Origin of the sequence: Burkholderia sp. Leaf177 (assembly GCF_001424345.1) — a bacterium.
Classification (GTDB): Bacteria; Pseudomonadota; Gammaproteobacteria; order Burkholderiales; family Burkholderiaceae; genus Caballeronia.
The window spans coordinates 38,864-55,062 of sequence record NZ_LMPF01000009.1; the positions used below are offsets into that span (position 1 = coordinate 38,864).

General features: G+C 60.5%; 11 protein-coding genes. 7 read left to right on the plus strand and 4 right to left on the minus strand.

The genetic code is table 11. The features are described 5' to 3' along the window. Nucleotides 1-41 precede the first annotated feature (41 nt). Complete coding sequence (locus ASG35_RS10140) at nt 42-3,347, plus strand: DEAD/DEAH box helicase (RefSeq protein ID WP_056356147.1); 3,306 nt, start codon at nt 42-44, stop codon at nt 3,345-3,347. A gap of 1,024 nt (nt 3,348-4,371) precedes the next feature. On the opposite strand, the gene purM is transcribed toward ASG35_RS10140, so the two are convergent. Further along, nucleotides 4,372-5,427, minus strand: a complete 1,056-nt coding sequence (purM, locus tag ASG35_RS10145) for a phosphoribosylformylglycinamidine cyclo-ligase (RefSeq protein ID WP_056356149.1) — start codon at nt 5,425-5,427, stop codon at nt 4,372-4,374. A 231-nt stretch (nt 5,428-5,658) separates the two neighbouring features. Here purM and hda point away from each other — a divergent pair, with 231 nt between their 5' ends. From hda to panB, 6 genes are all read left to right on the plus strand, one after another. Then, nucleotides 5,659-6,384: a DnaA regulatory inactivator Hda gene (gene hda / locus ASG35_RS10150; protein ID WP_200945705.1), complete on the plus strand. Its 726-nt coding sequence runs from the start codon at nt 5,659-5,661 to the stop codon at nt 6,382-6,384. 74 nt (nt 6,385-6,458) lie between these two features. After that, a complete protein-coding gene (locus ASG35_RS10155) occupies nt 6,459-7,145 on the plus strand; it encodes an HAD family hydrolase (protein WP_056356152.1) in 687 nt (228 codons plus the stop codon). Beyond that, nucleotides 7,138-8,730 carry a polynucleotide adenylyltransferase PcnB gene (gene pcnB / locus ASG35_RS10160; RefSeq protein WP_056356154.1) on the plus strand — a complete coding sequence of 531 codons (1,593 nt, stop codon included), beginning with the start codon at nt 7,138-7,140 and terminating at the stop codon, nt 8,728-8,730. Before ASG35_RS10155 ends, pcnB begins: the two co-directional genes overlap by 8 nt. A gap of 71 nt (nt 8,731-8,801) precedes the next feature. Continuing rightward, the gene (gene folK / locus ASG35_RS10165) at nt 8,802-9,329 is read left to right on the plus strand and encodes a 2-amino-4-hydroxy-6-hydroxymethyldihydropteridine diphosphokinase (RefSeq protein ID WP_056356156.1); all 528 of its coding nucleotides are present in this window, start codon (nt 8,802-8,804) and stop codon (nt 9,327-9,329) included. Between the two features lie 39 nt (nt 9,330-9,368). Then, on the plus strand, nt 9,369-10,073 hold the full coding sequence (locus ASG35_RS10170; RefSeq protein WP_056356158.1) for a deoxynucleoside kinase: 705 nt from the start codon (nt 9,369-9,371) through the stop codon (nt 10,071-10,073). 58 nt (nt 10,074-10,131) lie between these two features. Further along, nucleotides 10,132-10,947 (plus strand): 3-methyl-2-oxobutanoate hydroxymethyltransferase, encoded by an 816-nt coding sequence (gene panB / locus ASG35_RS10175; protein ID WP_056356160.1) that lies wholly within the window; start codon nt 10,132-10,134, stop codon nt 10,945-10,947. Nucleotides 10,948-10,953: 6 nt separating this feature from the next. On the opposite strand, the gene pabB is transcribed toward panB, so the two are convergent. From pabB to dnaK, 3 genes are all read right to left on the minus strand, one after another. Then, nucleotides 10,954-12,747, minus strand: a complete 1,794-nt coding sequence (gene pabB / locus ASG35_RS10180) for an aminodeoxychorismate synthase component I (protein WP_442854823.1) — start codon at nt 12,745-12,747, stop codon at nt 10,954-10,956. Nucleotides 12,748-12,751: 4 nt separating this feature from the next. Next, nucleotides 12,752-13,891, minus strand: a complete 1,140-nt coding sequence (gene dnaJ, locus ASG35_RS10185) for a molecular chaperone DnaJ (protein ID WP_056356163.1) — start codon at nt 13,889-13,891, stop codon at nt 12,752-12,754. A gap of 289 nt (nt 13,892-14,180) precedes the next feature. After that, on the minus strand, nt 14,181-16,136 hold the full coding sequence (gene dnaK / locus ASG35_RS10190; protein ID WP_056356165.1) for a molecular chaperone DnaK: 1,956 nt from the start codon (nt 16,134-16,136) through the stop codon (nt 14,181-14,183). Nucleotides 16,137-16,199 lie beyond the last annotated feature (63 nt).

Genomic DNA, 16,199 nt, shown 5'->3' on the forward strand with positions numbered 1-16,199 from the left:
CAGATTGCGAGCGGCACAGCCATGAACGGGCGGACGCGCTGATGCCGAAATATACCTATGACACGGCTCAGATCATCAAATGGCTCGGCGCCACGACCGTCGCCAAGGCGCGAGCGTACGTCGACAAAGTCCGGCATCTGCATTGGGACAGCAATGTGCTGCGTGCCCAGGTCCAGGGAACTCAGCGCCAGCCGTACCGTGTCGAGGTCATATTCGACGAGGATGAGGGCGTGGTCCGCGCGTACGGCCAGTGCTCGTGCCCAGTCGGATCCCGTTGCAAGCATGCCGCGGCTGCGTTGCTTGCGAGCGCCAGCGATAAACCCCAAGACCCCGATGCCGTACGCGCCGAAGTCGCCGGCTGGCTAGAAGGGTTCCGCTCGCGGTTTGCATCGACACGCAACGCGGCCGCGAAAAAACCCAGCGAGCCCAATGGCGCGCTTGCACTCGCTTATGTGCTCGACGCGTCACGCATCATGCGCGTGCCCGAAGTCGCGCTGCACAAGGTGCGCCTGAGTCCCGACGGTTCGCTCCAGAAGCTCGACCGGCCGTGGACCAATCTCGACTCAGCGCTCATCAAGCAGCCGAAGTTCGTCAGCGACGACGACGTCTCCATCTTGCGGGCGTTGACTATTGGACGCACGCGCAACGACTTCGGCGGCTTCGTGTTGCATGGCGAAGAAGGCTCGGATTTGCTGCAACGAATGCTCGCAACCGGGCGGTTGTTCACGGCAACGCCTTCGTCGCAGGATGTGGGCGAACCGCGCCGGCCGTTGAGCCAGGGCCAGGCGCGGCCGGGACGCATAGAGTGGACGCCGGACCCGGATGATCGCGTGCGGCCCCTGCTGCGGACCGAGCCCGCGTCGACCCTGGTCATTGCAACTGAACCGCTCTGGTTCGCCGATGCCGAAACGCGCGAAGCCGGTATTGTCGACATGCCGCAGCCCGCGCGGCAACTCGTCGATTACCTCGCCATGCCGCCTATAACGCTCGCCGAGGCGCCGCTTGTCGGTGCCATGTTGCGCGAGGTCGCGTCGGATCTGCCGCCGCCACCGGGACACGAAGCGCTGAACGTTCAGGTCATCGATACTGACCCCGTGCCCGTGCTCGTGCTCGACACGCAGCCCATCAGCGGCACATGGCGGCCGCGCGAGGAACGCACGGGGGCGAGCGTGCTGGATTTTGCGCTGCTAAGTTTCGATTACGACGGTTTCAGCATCGATCCCACGCACGCGACCACGATCATGCGTTCGGAGTCCGGCGACATGGTCCAGGTGAAGCGTCGTCACGACGTGGAAACGCGTTATTCGAACCAGTTGTACGAGCTCGGCTTTCGCAAGATTCCCGCGCATCAGCGCTTCGGGCCGAAGGCCATACCGGCTGGCGTGCTGGGTTTGCCGGCATCGGCCGCATGGCCGTTGTTTGCAAGTGATACCGTGCCCGCGCTCCGCGAAGATGGTTGGCGCATTTCCATGTCGCCGGAATTCCGCTTCGATTTCATCGAGATCGACGATATCCAGGGCACTGCACGCCACGGCACCGATGGCTGGTTCGACCTCGAACTCGGCATTGCCGTTGGCGAGCGAAGCGTGCGGCTGGAGCCGCTGCTCGCCGAACTGTTTCAGCGCGACCGGCGATGGCTCGCGGGCGCTATCGATTCGATACCGGACGACGAAGGCATCGAACTCAATACCGATAAAGGCGAGCGGTTGCGGCTGCGGGCATCGCGGATCAAGCCGGTTGTGCGCGTGCTGATCGATCTTTTCGATACCCTCGGCATGCAACCGCTGCGTGTCTCCGAAAAAGATGCCGGTCGGCTTGAAGCGCTGAGCGACACCGGCCGCTGGCAATTTCACGGCGACACGTCCATTCGCGAACTCGCGCAGCGTTTGCAGGAAGGTCCTGGGTTGCGTGAAGTCCCGATCCCTCGCGGCCTGAACGCGGAGCTTCGGGTGTATCAGCGCGAAGGCCTCAACTGGATGCAGTTTTTGCGCGAGCGCAATCTGTCGGGCGTTCTCGCCGATGACATGGGCCTCGGCAAGACCGTGCAGACGCTGGCGCATATTCTTGTTGAAAAGGAATCGGGGCGGCTCGATCGTCCGGCGCTCGTCGTGCTTCCGACAACGCTCGTTCACAACTGGCGCGAGGAAGCGAAGAAATTTGCACCTAGCCTTCGCGTGCTCGACCTGCATGGCCCGCAACGAAAAGATCGCTTCGATCAGATCGGCGAACACGATCTCGTGCTGACCACGTATCCGCTTTTGTGGCGCGACCAGGCGATGTTATCGATGCACGAGTATCACTTGCTGATTCTCGACGAAGCGCAAACCGTGAAGAACGTCGCGACGAAAGCCGCGAAGGGGATTCGTGATTTGAGCTCGCGGCATCGGCTGTGTCTGACGGGGACGCCGCTTGAAAATCACCTGGGCGAGTTGTGGGCGCAGTTCGATTTCCTGCTACCAGGTTTTCTCGGCACGCAGAAAGATTTCACGAAACGCTGGCGCACGCCGATCGAAAAATACGAGGACCCCGTGCGCCGCGATCTGCTCGTGCGGCGACTTCGACCGTTCATGTTGCGTCGGCGGAAAGATGAAGTGGCGAAGGAATTGCCGCAGAAGACGACGATTGTGCGGACCGTATCGCTTGAAGGTTCGCAGCGTGATTTATATGAGACCGTGCGAATCGCGATGCAGGAAAAAGTGCGCATGGCGGTGGCCGATCAGGGTTTGGCGCGCAGCCATATTGTCGTGCTCGAGGCGTTGCTGAAACTGCGTCAGGTGTGCTGCGATCCGTCGCTGGTGAAACTTACTCGGGCGAAGCGCGTGGAGGAATCGGCGAAGCTCGATTTGCTGCTCGACATGCTGCCGGAATTGCTTGAAGAAGGACGGCGTGTGCTGCTGTTTTCGCAGTTCACGGGAATGCTCGCGATCATCGCCGCTGCGCTCGATAAAGCCGGTTTGCCGTATGTGACGCTGACGGGTGATACGCGTGATCGCGTGACGCCGGTGACGCGTTTTCAGGCGGGTGAAGTGCCGTTGTTCCTGATCAGTTTGAAGGCGGGTGGCGTTGGGTTGAACCTGACGGCGGCGGATACCGTGATTCATTACGATCCGTGGTGGAATCCGGCTGCGGAGAATCAGGCGACGGACCGTGCGCATCGGCTGGGTCAGTTGAAGCCTGTGTTCGTGTACAAGCTGATCGTGGCGGGGAGTATTGAGGAGCGCATCGTGGCGATGCAGGATCGCAAAGCCGCTTTAGCCGATAGTATTTTGCGTGAGGACGCGGCGGCCGGGGCAAAGTTCTCGGCGGAGGATATTGAGGCGTTGCTGGCGCCAATGCCGCAGGGGTGATGTGTATTTTTTGGACGCTTTTTAGCGCTTTGGGTGGGGTGCGGGGGGTGTGGTGGTGGGGGTTGATGCTGGGTTGCTGCTGCTTGAGCCTTCGCGGGTTTGGTTCTAGCTGATTTCTTTAGCACTATTAGCCACTGTCCGTGGCGGGACTTCATTTCTTTGTCCAACGGCGACAAAGAAACGAAGCAAAGAAAACGCCTCTCCACCGCTAATTCTTAAGTGTCCGTGGCGGGACTTCATTTCTTTGTCCAACGGCGACAAAGAAACGAAGCAAAGAAAACGCCTCTCCACCGCTAATTCTTAAGTGTCCACAGCGTGCAGTTCTTAAGTGTTTGGCACGCAAGAAGTACCCTCAGCGTATAACCCCAAACACTTGAAACCCTCCCCCTCCGTCCGCGGATACCCACACGCTTCGCCACCAGTGTGGGAATCCACTAACCAGGCCTCCGCGCTGCGCGCGCTGGCGCCCAAATGGAAAAAGCCGCGGTACTGGCGGCGACGTCTGCGGTTTAAGATGCTTGGCTTGTTATGGCTCAACCCTTCGTTATGCGTTGGACGGGTTTCCGTATTAACGGATTCCGACGCTGGTGGCGAAGCGTGTGGGTATCTGTTGTCGGAGGGGGAGGGTTTCAGCGGGGCGCAGTTATGCGCTGAGGGTGCTTCTTGCGTGCCACGCAGTTTTCACTGCACGCTGTGGACACTTAAGAATTAGCGGTTGGAAGGCGTTTTCTTTGCTTCGTTTCTTTTTCGCCGTTGGAAAAAGAAATGAAGTCCCGCCACGGACAGTGGCNTGTGGACACTTAAGAATTAGCGGTTGGAAGGCGTTTTCTTTGCTTCGTTTCTTTTTCGCCGTTGGAAAAAGAAATGAAGTCCCGCCACGGACAGTGGCTAACAGTGCTAAAGAGAACAGCCAGAACCGAACCCGAGAAGACCCAAAAAGCAGCAACCCAACACCGACCCCAACCCCAACCCCTAAAACCGACCAATCAACCGCCCCACCCTCCGCCGGCGCTAGCGAAAAAACTCAGACCACTACGGTCTGCGCCTCACCAACCTTCGACTCCCGCACCCGCCCGATCGACCAAACCTGCTCCCCGGCCGCCGCCAACAATCCCGTAGCCGCTTCCGCATCAGCGGCATCGACTACAACGACCATCCCGATCCCGCAATTAAACACCCGATGCATCTCCGCATCCGCCACACCGCCGTGCTTCTGCAGCCACGAGAACAACGGCGGCAGCGGCCACGCCCGATGATCCAGCTCAACAGTCAACCCATCGCGCAGAACCCGCGGAATATTCTCGACCAGCCCACCGCCGGTGATATGCGCCATGCCCTTCACGGCCATCTGCGACATCAGCGACAACAACGGCTTCACATAAATATGCGTCGGGGCCATCAGCGCGTCGGCAAGCGAACGGCCATCGAAATCGGCATTCAGATCCGGCTGCGCCCGCTCGATGATCTTGCGCACCAGCGAATACCCGTTCGAATGAATCCCCGACGATGCCAACCCCAAAACCACATCGCCCGGCTTGATGGTCGAGCCATCGATAATCTTGCTCTTTTCCACCGCCCCAACCGCAAAGCCGGCCAGATCGTATTCGCCATCGGGATACATGCCCGGCATTTCGGCCGTTTCACCACCAATCAACGCGCAACCGGCCAGCTCGCAACCCTGCGCAATGCCCTGGACCACGGTCGCGGCCGTATCTACATCAAGCTTGCCGCAAGCGAAATAATCGAGGAAAAACAACGGCTCGGCGCCTTGCACGAGAATGTCGTTGACGCTCATGGCGACCAGATCCTGGCCGACGGTGTCGTGTTTGTTCAGCTGAAACGCGAGGCGCAGCTTGGTGCCCACGCCGTCCGTGCCGGACACGAGCACCGGCTCCTTATAACGTTTGGGTACTTCAAACAACGCGCCGAATCCGCCGATTCCCCCCAGCACGCCGTCGCGCATGGTTTTCTTGGCAAAGGGCTTGATCCGGTCGACGAGTGCGTCGCCGGCATCGATGTCCACGCCCGCGTCGCGATAGGACAAACCTTGGGCGTGTGGGGCGGATTTCGGTTGATTCATGGGGGATCGGCGAGAAGGTCGGTAAAATGAGATTTTAACCGATGCCAGCCGTCCAACCGGATTTCTCGCAGTGCGCGGCCCCGGCTTAAAAATACCGTTCCACCCTTTTTTGAGACTTGTGCCCTTCCGGCGCGTTTCTCGACCTTGCGCTCAACGCCTTTTGCACCGGTTCACGCCGGTCATCGGACAAACTGAGCGCGCCGTTTTCAAGACACGCCCTGACGGAACCGATTGCCCGTGCAACGCCAACTGACGCTCGATCTCGGCACGCCGCCGCTCGCCACCTTCGACAATTTTTTCGCCGCCGGCAATCACGAACTGGTGACGCGCCTGCGCGAGCTCGAAGGCGCGCTCGTGGCCGGCCCCGTAGCCGATCGCACGTTCTACGTCTGGGGCGAAGCGGGCAGCGGCCGCAGCCACCTGCTCCAGGCGCTGATGCACGAAGCCAACGGCCGCGCGCGTTTCCTGAGCCCGCAGGCACCGCTCGCCGCTTTCACCTTCGACACGACCGCAAGCATCTACGCCGTCGATGACTGCGAACGCCTTTCGGGCGCACAGCAAATCGCCCTCTTCAACCTGTTCAACGAGGTGCGCGCGCATCCCTCCAGCGCGCTCGTGGCGACGGGGAACGTGGCGCCGCTGGGGTTAACGGTGAGAGAAGATTTGCGTACGCGCCTCGGCTGGGGACTGGTTTTCCAGCTCACGCCCCTTTCCGATGAAAGCAAAGCCACCGCGCTGAAACACGCGGCGCGCGAACGCGGTATCGATCTGGCGGATGATGTTCCGGCGTATTTGCTGACGCACTTCCGGCGCGATATGCCAAGCCTGATGAAATTGCTGGACGAACTGGACCGATTTTCGCTCGAACAAAAGCGCGCGGTCACTCTGCCGTTGCTGCGCACGATGCTCGCCAATAAAGAGGACGAAGCGCCGCGCCCGCAAACCGAGCTTTTCTGACCCGGCAACGCCACGCGGCGTTGCCATAAGCGGCCGCCGAACGCTTCCATCCGCTTCAAGTAAAATGCGCTCCCATGAACCTAGCCCTATTTGATCTCGATCACACCCTCATCCCGACGGACAGCGACCACGAATGGGGTCGTTTCATGACGAAGCTCGGCATTGTCGATGCCGAAAAGTTCGCCAGGCAAAACGACGCGTTCTACGCGCAGTACAAGGACGGCACGCTCGATATCCACGCGTACCTGAACGCCCAGCTTTCCCCGCTGGCGCTGCATCCGCGCGCGCAACTGGACGACTGGCACGCGCAATTCATGCGCGAGGTCATCACGCCGGCTATCCAGCCCGCCGCGCTGGAACTGGTGCGCAAACACCAGGAAGCGGGCGATCTTTGCTGCCTCGTGACCGCCACGAACGCTTTCATCACGGCGCCGATCGGCCAGGCGTTCGGTATTGACGCGCTGATCGCGTGCGAGGTCGAAACGGTCGACAATATCCCGAACGGCGAACTGACTGGCCGTCCAACAGGCACGCCGAGCTTTCGCGAAGGCAAGATCGTGCGTACCGAAATGTGGCTTGCTTCCATGGGAAAAAGCCTGAGCGACTTCGAACACAGCTACTTCTACAGCGACTCGCACAACGACATTCCTCTGCTAGAGAAAGTCACCGACCCGATCGCGACCAATCCCGACGACACCCTGCGCGCCCATGCGCAAGCCCGCGGCTGGCGCATCCTGGAAATCTTCTCCCCACGTGATTAAAAAACTCATTCGCAAGCTGTTCGGCCAGGAAAGCGCCAAAGAGGACGCTCCGGCGACCGCCCCTCTCGGTGCTGCTTCCGACGACGATGCAAAACCCGCCCGCAAGACCACGCGCAAGAAGGCGGCGCCGGTCGCGGCGAGGCGCGATCCCAACGTGCCGGTGATCCTCTCGGCGGACGTGCATGGCATCGATCCTTCGCTGATTTCAAAGAACGCCATTCGCGTGACCGAAGGGCTGCAGCAAGCCGGGCATCGGGCGTTTATCGTGGGCGGCGCGGTGCGCGACCTGCTGCTGAACGTGGCGCCAAAAGATTTCGACGTTGCAACAGACGCCACGCCCGACCAGGTGCAAAAACTGTTTCGCCGGGCGCGCATTATCGGGCGGCGGTTTCAGATCGTGCACGTTCAGTTCGGGCAGGACATCATCGAGACATCGACGTTCCGCGCGCTCGTCGATACCCCCGCCGACGCGCCGCCGTCTCCCCCGCCGCCACGTTTGCGGCGCGGTGAAATGGACACGCGCACGCACGCGGTCGATGCCAGCGGCCGCGTGCTGCGCGACAACGTCTGGGGCGAGCAGCACGAAGACGCCACGCGCCGCGACTTCACCATCAACGCCATGTATTACGATCCCGCCACGCAAACCGTGCTGGATTATCACGACGGCATGGCCGACGTCCGCGCGCGCTTGCTGCGCATGATCGGCGACCCGGCGACGCGTTACCGGGAAGATCCGGTGCGCATGCTGCGCGTCGTGCGCTTTGCCGCGAAGCTCGGCTTTGAAATCGAGCCCGCAACGCGCGCGCCGATTGCGGAACTGGCTGACCTGATCAGCAATGTCCCGGCTGCCCGTCTCTTCGATGAAATGCTCAAGCTGCTGCTTTCAGGCCACGCGCTCGCATGCCTGACGCGCTTACGTGCTGAAGGTTTGCATCACGGCGTATTGCCTTTGCTCGACGTCATTTTCGAGTCGACGCACGGCGAGAAATTCATCACGCTGGCGCTCACCAATACTGACGAACGCGTGCGCGCGGGCAAGGGTGTATCGCCGGGATTTCTGTTTGCCACACTGCTCTGGAACGACATGCAGTCACGCTGGCAGCAATACACGCTCGCCGGTGAATTCCCGGTGCCGGCGCTGCATCGCGCGATGGACGACGTGCTCGACATGCAGACCGAAAAACTCGCCATCCACAAGCGGTTTTCATCGGATATGCGGGAGATATGGGGCCTGCAACACCGGCTCGAAAAACGCTCCGGCCGCAGCGCCATGAAGCTGCTGGAACACCAAAGGTTTAGGGCGGGTTATGATTTCCTCCTGCTCCGGTGTGAATCGGGCGAACTGGATGCATCGGTTGGCCAGTGGTGGACGGATTTCATCGAAGGGGACGCTGCCGCGCGAGAGTCACTGCTTTCGCAAGGCGGGAAGGACCGGGCACCCAAGAAACGACGGCGGCGTAGCAGCAACGCCAAAAGCCGCAGGCCGGGTGACGGAATGGAGGGCGGCGCGAGCAACGGGGACGCACCGGCTCGTGAAGAACACGATGCGCGCGAAGAGCGCGACGTGCGGCACGGCGACGACTGACGCGGCCCGTGCGCGTACCTGTAGCGCATTCGCGTCGTGTTTCGCCGAACGACAGTCGTAGGATTCATGCCATGACGGTAGCTTATCTGGGCCTGGGCGCAAACCTTGGTGACGCGCGCCAGACCCTGAAAGACACAGTCGTGTGTCTTGCTCAGCAACACACGATCACCGTGCTCGCGAAATCGAGCCTCTATCGCACCGCGCCCATCGACGCCGGTGGCGACGATTACTTCAATTGTGTCGTCAAGATCGATACCACCCTGCCCGCGCGACACTTGCTGCGGCTGTGTCATTCCATTGAAGAGCACTTCGGGCGCGAGCGGCCATACCGCAACGCGCCACGCACGCTCGACCTCGATATTTTGCTGTTCGGCGACTCGTGCATAGAAGAAGCCGATCTCGTGATTCCGCATCCACGTCTTACGGAACGCGCGTTCGCGCTCGTGCCGCTAGTCGAACTCGATGGCGAAATCGTCATTGCCCAACGCGGCCGCGCCGATGCGTTCCTGGCATCGGTCGAAGATCAACGCATCGAAAAAGTGGCGACGCATCAGTGCCCGCTTTTCGCCTCGCGCTGCACTTCCCGTCGCGAAGCCTGAACGCTTTCCGGCCAGACGCCTCACATCCATGAAAACTCCATGAGCACGCCGCTTACCGTCACCGCGCCGCAACTGCGTCCGCCGCACCGATACATAGCGATCGAAGGGCCAATAGGCGTCGGCAAGACCACGCTCGCGCGCCTGCTCGCGGAGCGCTGGTCCATGCGTACCTTGTTCGAGCGCCAGCACGAGAATCCGTTTTTGGAGCGGTTTTATCGCGACAACTCGCGATACGCGCTCGCCACGCAATTGCAGTTTGCGTTGCAGCGCGCGCAACAGGCGCAGGAAATTGGCGCGGCGCTCGTGGGCGGCCCGGGGCATATCGGGCAAACGGCCGGCGCGCCGCTGATCACGGATTTCATCACCGAAAAAACCGCGCTGTTTGCTCGCCTCACGCTGCCTGACGACGAATTCCAGCTGTTTCGCGAAGTCTCAACACGTTTCAACGCACCGGCGCCCGCGCCCGACCTCGTGGTCTATTTGCAGGCCAGTCCCGAAGTGCTGTTCGCGCGCATCCAGAAACGCGCGGTGCCTATGGAACTGCAGATTCCCGATGCCTATCTGCGCGCCCTCTGCGACGCCTACAATGATTTCTTCTATCACTACGACGCCACGCCGTTATTGACGGTGAACGCCGAGCATTTGAACCCGCTGGATTCGGACGCCGATCTGGCGCTGCTGGTCGAACGTATCGAAACCATGCGTGGGCGCAAGGAATTCTTTGTCAAGGGCACGTCACTCTAAGTCCGTCCGGGCGGCGCGCCAGCGTGCTGTCTCTTATCTTGTCGATGTGGAAATTGCCATGGCGTATTTGCAGGAAACCAGCCGCACCGCGATCACCGTTCCGAAGCTGCGCACAATGCGCGAAGCGGGCGAAAAGATCACGATGCTCACGTGTTACGACGCGAGCTTTTCCGCGCTGCTGGACCGCGCGGGCGTGGACGTGATGTTGATCGGCGATTCGCTCGGCAACGTGCTGCAGGGACATGGCACGACATTGCCCGTGACGCTCGATGACATCGCGTATCACACGGCTGCCGTCGCGCGTGGGAACAAGAACGCGCTCGTCGTGGCGGACATGCCATTCGGCACGGTCGGTTCGCGCGAAGAGACTTACGCGAACGCCGTGAAGCTGATGCGCGCGGGTGCGCAGATGGTCAAGATCGAAGGCGGGGAATGGTCGGCGGAGATCGTGCGATATCTCGTGGACCGATCGATTCCGGTTTGCGGGCACGTTGGCTTGACGCCGCAATCCGTGCACGCGTTCGGCGGCTTCAAGGTGCAAGGGAAAACCGATGCCGGCGCCGAGCAAATGCGCCGCGATGCCCTGGCGTTTCAGGAAGCGGGCGCGCAATTGCTGGTGATCGAAGCAGTGCCTACGCTGCTCGCGCGCGAGGTGACGGAACAGTTGGTCATCCCGACCATCGGCATTGGCGCGGGTATCGATTGCTCGGGGCAAGTGCTCGTGCTGCACGACATGCTCGGGATTTTTCCCGGCAAACGGCCGCGTTTCGTGAAGGATTTCATGCAGGGCCAGCCGAGTATTTTCGCGGCTGTCGAGGCGTATATTCAGGCCGTGAAGGACAAGAGTTTCCCTGGGCCGGAACATACGTTTTAAGGCGTTTCAGCCTTTACGCTCGAGGCGCGCGGTCAATGCGCCGCGTAGCGCGTTGCAGATCATCAGCGCTTGCGCACGGTTCAAATCGTCGAGCGTCAATGTGCGTTCTTCGGCTTCGAGTTCTTCGATCAACACGCCGCGCATCACGCCCGGCAACAATCCCGCGCTGAGCGGCGGCGTTTTCCATCGGCCGTCGAGCTTCAAAAACACATTCGACCGGCCGCCTTCCGTAAGCTCCCCGCGCTCGTTGGAGAACAACATATCGAACGCGCCTTGCGCTTCCGCCTCGTGCCAGGCGCGATCGTATTCTTCACGCGACGTGGTCTTGTGCATGAGCAGCGGATCGCTGGAAGAACGCGGCGCGAAGCCATGTTCCCATGCCAGCAACACCTTCACCACTGGCTCCGGCAACGGAACGAGCCGCGCGCTCGTCACGCTGATTTCGCCGCTTTTCGCGAGCGCGATTTTCAGCCGGTACGGAGCGTTGGGTTCGAACGCGACGCAAGTTTCATCGATACGCAATTGCAACAACTTCTGGTCGAGCGGAAAACCGCACCACTCCGCGCTCGATGCGAGTCGCGCCAGATGCCGGTCCCAATGCCGAATTCCTTTCTCTTGCGTCGCGAACGTGGTTTCGAAAAGCTGAAAACCGGGATCGGCGCCCGTCAGGAATCGCGCTTTCAATTGACACTCCTCGAATTCATCGGCGGCGATGCTGTCCAGCACAATCCCCGCGCCGACGCCCATTTTCCCGCGGCCATGTTCGATTTCGAGCGTACGAATCGGCACCGATAAACAAAAGTCATCGCGCTCATCCAGCCATCCGATAGCGCCCGTATAAATGCCGCGCGGCGTGCTTTCGAGCGCGTCGATCAGCTGCATGGTCTTGTGTTTCGGCGCGCCCGTAATCGATCCGCAGGGCAACAAAGCGCGCAGGATATCGGCGAAAGTGGTGTGGGGACGCAAGCGCGCCTCGACCGTCGATGTCATCTGCCACACCGACTTGTACGCCTCGACCGAAAACAGACGGGGCACCTTGACGCTTCCCGTGACCGCCACGCGAGACATGTCGTTGCGCAACAAATCGACGATCATCACGTTTTCCGCGCGATTTTTCGGATCGTCGTGAAGCCATGCGGGGTCGGCGTTGCGGGGCGCGGTGCCTTTCATCGGCCGTGCGCGAAGTGCGTCGCCGTTTCGTTCTATGAACAGCTCCGGCGAGCACGACAACACGTCACGGCCATCGGGCAATGCGATCAGCGCGCCATATCGCACCGGTTGCCGCTCCCGCAGCCTTCGATACAACGCGACCGCTGAACCGAATACATCGAAGATAAGGCGAAACGTGTAATTGATCTGATACGAGTCGCCGGCTTGCAACGCTTCCTGCACGCCCGCTATGGCCTGCTCGAACGCGTCGGGCGTGACACTCGACTCGATGTTCGCCACTCCCGCCACAGAAGGCTGCTCAGCCGAGCGGTTATCGTTTTCGGCGAGCCACTGGTCGGCTTCTTCCTTCGACAACATCGTGCATTCGCGAAATAACAAAAAGCGCAGCGCGGCATTGCCGGGCTGCGCCAACTGAAGATTGCGGCCGAATTCATAATCCGCCAGCACGACCGCGTGCAAGCCGTCGCGCAAGTCTTGCCGGACGCTTTGACACGTGTGGTCCAGCTGCGCAACGTCGTGACACGACCGTTCGCGCACAAAACCGGCGTAAAGGCGACTCGACCGCCTTTCGGCGGTCGAGTCGCAATCATCGAGCAGCGCGAAAACCTCGCTGCGTTGCTGCATGGTCAATGCCTCAATCGAAGAAACTCTTCACCCGATCGAACCAGCTCTTGCTTTGCGGACTGTGGCGCGAGCCGCCCTCGGTCAACGAACGTTCGAACTGCTTGAGCAGGTCGCGCTGCTGATCCGTGAGCTTGACCGGCGTCTCGACCTGCACATGCACATATAGGTCCCCGGCGATGCTCGAACGCAATCCCTTGATACCCTTGCTGCGCAGCCGGAACGTCTTGCCGGACTGCGTTCCTTCCGGCACGGTAAAGCTCGCGCGGCCCGCCAGCGTAGGCACTTCGATTTCGCCGCCAATCGCCGCTGTGGTGAATGGAATTGGCATCTGGCAGTGAAGGTCGTCGCCGTCCCGCTCGAATACCGAATGCTGCTTGATATGAATCTCGACGTACAAATCGCCGCTCGGACCGCCGTTGATACCCGGCTCGCCGTTGCCCGACGAACGGATACGCATGCCGTCGTCGATACCCGCTGGAATCTTCACTTCCAGTGTCTTCGTTTCCTTCACCTTGCCCGCGCCGTGGCAATGACCGCACGGCTCAGGAATGAAGGTGCCGGTGCCGTGACACTTCGGGCACGTCTGCTGAATGCTGAAAAAGCCCTGCGACATCCGCACGGTGCCTTGTCCATGGCACGTCGGACAGGTTTCCGGTTTCGTGCCGGCCTTTGCGCCCGAGCCTTTGCAGATCTCGCAGTTGACCCAGCTCGGCACGCGAATTTGCGTGTCGTAGCCGTGCGCCGCCTGCTCCAGCGAGATTTCCATGCTGTAACGCAAATCCGCGCCGCGATAAACCTGCGGTCCCGCGCGCCCGCGCTGCGCACCCGCGCCGCCGCCGGCCGCCTGACCGAAGATGTCGCCAAAAATATCGCCGAAGGCGTCGGCGAATCCGCCAAAACCTTGCTGCCCCGCGCCCATGTTTGGATCGACGCCTGCGTGCCCGTACTGATCGTAAGCCGCGCGTTTTTGCGGATCCGAGAGCATTTCGTAGGCCTCTTTGACCTCCTTGAAACGCTCTTCCGCATCCTTGCTATCCGGATTGCGGTCGGGGTGATGCTTCATCGCAAGCTTGCGATACGCCTTCTTGATTTCGTCGTCGCTCGCGTTCTTCGCGACGCCCATAACCTCGTAGTAATCCCGTTTCGCCATATCGGTTCAGCGCCACCGCGCCCGATCTTTTCGATCAAGCCGACAGCTCCCTCTTGGATGCCTGGAGTCTTGCGACTCATGTGATTTGTCGACGCCCCGCCTTTGCACTACTCGTACAAAGCGTGGCGCTCTAAAAAACAACGTGCCCGGGGAGCCATTTGGCTCGCCAGGCGCGTTCTTTGTACTTGCGCTCAAGTTCTCGCAAGACATCTTTCATCGCGGTCCCGTACGAAGCCGCACGGGACCCGTTCAACTTTCGCCGATGACACGCTTGCGCGGTTCAATCGACTTAGTCCTTCTTCACTTCCTTGAAGTCGGCATCGACAACGTCGTCGTGCTGCTCCGGCGCTGCTTGCGCACCCGGACCGCCTGCGCCCGCTGCACCTGCCGCCGCGCCCGCCGCACCTTGCGCTGCCGCCATGTCGGCGTACATCTTTTCGCCCAGTTTCTGCGACGCCGTGGACAGCGTTTCAATCTTCGCGTCAATAGCAGCCTTGTCGCTCGCCGTGCTCTTGAGCGCTTCTTCAAGATCCTTCAACGCCGCTTCGATCTGTTCCTTCTCAGCCGCTTCGATCTTGTCGCCGTACTCAGCCACGGCCTTCTTCGTGCTGTGCACCAGCGCGTCGCCCTGATTGCGCGAGTCCGCAAGTTCGCGCAGACGATGATCTTCGTCAGCGTTCGCTTCAGCGTCCTTCACCATCTTGTCGATCTCGGCATCCGACAGGCCCGAGTTCGCCTTGATAACGATCTTGTTTTCCTTGCCGGTCGCCTTGTCCTTCGCGCCGACGTGGAGAATGCCGTTCGCATCGATGTCGAAGCTCACTTCGATTTGCGGCGTACCGCGTGCTGCCGGCGGAATGCCTTCGAGGTTGAACTCGCCAAGCAGCTTGTTGCCAGCCGCCATTTCGCGTTCGCCCTGGAACACCTTGATGGTCACGGCGCTCTGGTTGTCGTCAGCGGTCGAATAAACCTGCGCGTGCTTGGTCGGGATGGTCGTGTTCTTGTTGATCATCTTCGTCATCACGCCGCCGAGAGTTTCAATACCCAGCGACAACGGCGTCACGTCCAGCAGCAACACGTCCTTGCGATCGCCCGACAGAACCTGTCCTTGAATCGCGGCGCCTACGGCCACGGCTTCGTCCGGGTTCACGTCACGACGCGGATCCTTGCCGAAGAATTCCTTCACCTTTTCCTGCACCTTCGGCATACGCGTCATGCCGCCGACCAGGATGATGTCGTCGATATCGCCCACCTTCACGCCTGCGTCCTTAATGGCGACGCGGCACGGTTCCATGGTGCGCTCGATCAGTTCCTCGACCAGCGACTCCAGCTTCGCACGCGTAATTTTCAGGTTCAAGTGTTTCGGACCCGACGCGTCAGCCGTGATGTACGGCAGGTTGATTTCGGTTTGCGCAGCCGACGACAACTCGATCTTCGCCTTTTCCGCCGCTTCCTTCAGGCGTTGCAGCGCGAGCACGTCTTTCGACAGGTCGACGCCTTGTTCCTTTTTGAACTCGCCGATGATGTAGTCGATGATGCGCTGGTCGAAGTCTTCACCGCCCAGGAACGTGTCGCCGTTCGTGGAGAGCACTTCGAATTGCTTTTCACCGTCGACGTCGGCGATTTCGATGATCGATACGTCGAACGTGCCGCCGCCCAAGTCGTACACGGCAATCTTGCGATCGCCCTTTTCGTTCTTGTCCAGGCCGAATGCCAGTGCGGCTGCGGTCGGTTCGTTGATGATCCGCTTCACTTCCAGGCCCGCAATACGGCCGGCATCTTTCGTGGCCTGACGCTGGCTGTCGTTGAAGTAAGCCGGAACCGTGATGACGGCTTCCGTCACTTCTTCGCCGAGATAGTCTTCGGCGGTTTTCTTCATCTTGCGCAGCACTTCAGCCGAAATTTGCGGCGGTGCCAGTTTTTGATCGCGGGCTTCAACCCAGGCGTCGCCGTTATCGGCGCGCACGATCTTGTAGGGCATCAACGCGATGTCCTTCTGCACTTCTTTTTCGTCGAACCGGCGACCGATCAGCCGTTTGACTGCGTACAGCGTGTTCCTTGGATTAGTCACCGACTGGCGCTTCGCCGGCGCACCGACGAGGATTTCGTTGTCGTCAACATAAGCGATGATCGACGGCGTGGTACGCGTGCCTTCCGCGTTTTCGATCACTTTGACGGTGTTGCCTTCCATGATCGCCACGCACGAGTTCGTCGTGCCCAGATCGATACCAATGATTCTGCCCATTTTTATCACTCTCCTGACTTTGTTCGCAGCACATCCGGTTTTGCGTTTTCGACGTGTTTATCG